Below are 2093 nucleotides of genomic sequence, written 5' to 3' on the forward strand. Positions count from 1 at the left end.
TTTGCTTTTAAACAAGCCATTAAAGCAGCCAAAAAGCCCGAAAATCTGGCCAAAATCAAAGAAGCGTTGGTGTCTAGTTATACGTCTATTGACAAAGAAGGTTTTGGTGAGTTTGTTATGCAAAAGGTGGCATTATTGGCCAGTTTTGCTACCTCAGCAAAACAAAGTCCTAGCCAAGCCTTTGGTCGTATTGCATCTGCCGCAAACACCTTATGGCAAAATCCTAAATTTGCACAAGCCGTAATTGATGCGGGTGTTGATGGAGCCAAAGGTGGTGCCAAGTTTTTGATAAATTATCAAAAACTAAGTTTTGGTGCAGCGTTAAGAGCATCTGCCAAAAGAATTACACTGGGCTATGAAATAGGCAATAAATTATTACCCTATTTGTCGGACATGATAACACTGCCCACACAAATGACCGTGTTTATTAAAGACGGTGTGATTTCTAAAGTGCCTGCCCATCAATCGTACATGAAGATACGTGTTAAAAAATATACGCCAAGTGGTAATTTAGTGGCTGATGAAGAAGTGTATGATTTGGCTCAACGCTTAGCCAATGGCACAGAGCTAGAGCCACTAGACGTAGTAGCAGGTGATGAGCTAGAAATTAGTTACAGTGCTGTTCAGCCACGCGTTTATAACACCAACGGACAAGGTGATTTAGTCCACGAAAGCAGTGCGTCATTTTTTGGCAATGGTTTAAAGCCAGCAACACTTGTGCATCATTTTTATGCAGGTTTAGTGCAATCAACAGGCAAAAATCCCTTATTGCGTGAGGCAGCCTTATGTGTACGCAACAAAGCATTAGGGAGTTTAGAGTTAGCCTATGCCGACTCCTATGAGGGTTATTCTAAAACCATTGGCTTTGCACCTTGCTCAAACAGTAATGAAAATGACTTTTTTAGAAGCACAATCGCTGATGATTTGCCTGAGCAAATTGGCGGTAAAGACGCACACACCGTCAGTTATACCGTTAAACACAAAATACAAGCGATTGACCAAAAAATCATCGTTAGCTTTATTAACTATGGTGGCACATCTAGCGATACCTTGGCGATTAACTTAAATACCCACCAACCTGCCAGTGCCGATTCTATTTTAACTACCAATGATATAGGCGATGCGGTAAGTAGTTTGGTTGAAGTAGGGCGTACTTTAAGTTTTGAGTTGGTAGATGTGATGGGCGATGCCAAAACCGCTTTTTGGCGCGTATTAGACCAAGCAGGTACTCAAGTTGCCTCGTTAGCCAGCTCTATTGATGATGTGTTTAAACATGTGTTTACAAGTAGCGGACGCTATACCGTTGAAGCACAGCTCAAAAATCAACAAGGCATTGTGACAGGTAAACAACAAACACAATTAAACGCGGTGCAAGTGTCTTTTGATAGTGTGAGCGTTAAAACTATTCCTGTTGGGCAGGCCGTTGTAATGACGGTGAATGGCAAAAATATCCCGAGTACCGCTATTTTTGCCTTTGAAAACGTGCCATGTAACGCACCTATAGTCAATATAGAAGGCACACAATTAACGCAAGTGTGTACTGCACCTGTGGCTAAGGCAGACATTAAATTAACCGTAAAACGCAAATCGGGCGTTGACGAAGGCAGTAAGGTTTTTTATGTGAGTGCTGTTGCCAATAAAACGGTAACAGGCTCATTGGTGGTATTAGCAAATGAGCAATACGCGGGTTATTTTGTACCACCTGTTAATAATGAGCCATTGTATGGCGATAGCAGTGCCATTATGGGCTACAACGGTTCAAGTCGCTATAGTCATCAGTGTGTGTTTACCACCACTGGCACAACCAAAACCTACCGTAGCTATGATTTGGTAGATGCTAATGGTTATGACGTGACCTCAGATTTGCCTTTAGTTGGCAGTTTCAAGAATATGGCATTATTAGCCACCAAACAACAAGGCTCAAACACGCAAACTTTGTTAATAGGCAAAAGCCAAACCGTTACCATTGGCGCAGGTCAAACGCTTTGAAAAATACCATCGGGTATTAAATCGAGCCCAGTGGAACAACTTAAAAGCCGCACAAATTTTGCTTGGCCTCTTAGTGTTGCTACTCCCAGCCAACTATCCTTTGC

The 2093-nt window shown here is 42.1% G+C and carries 1 protein-coding gene; it reads left to right on the forward strand.

The annotated features are described in order from the left end of the window. On the forward strand, positions 1-1989 hold a 1989-nt coding region (locus Q0212_RS00045; protein ID WP_297920498.1), incomplete at its 5' end, for a hypothetical protein. Positions 1990-2093 lie beyond the last annotated feature (104 nt).

This window comes from uncultured Agitococcus sp. (assembly GCF_937920075.1).
GTDB lineage: Bacteria > Pseudomonadota > Gammaproteobacteria > Pseudomonadales > Moraxellaceae > Agitococcus.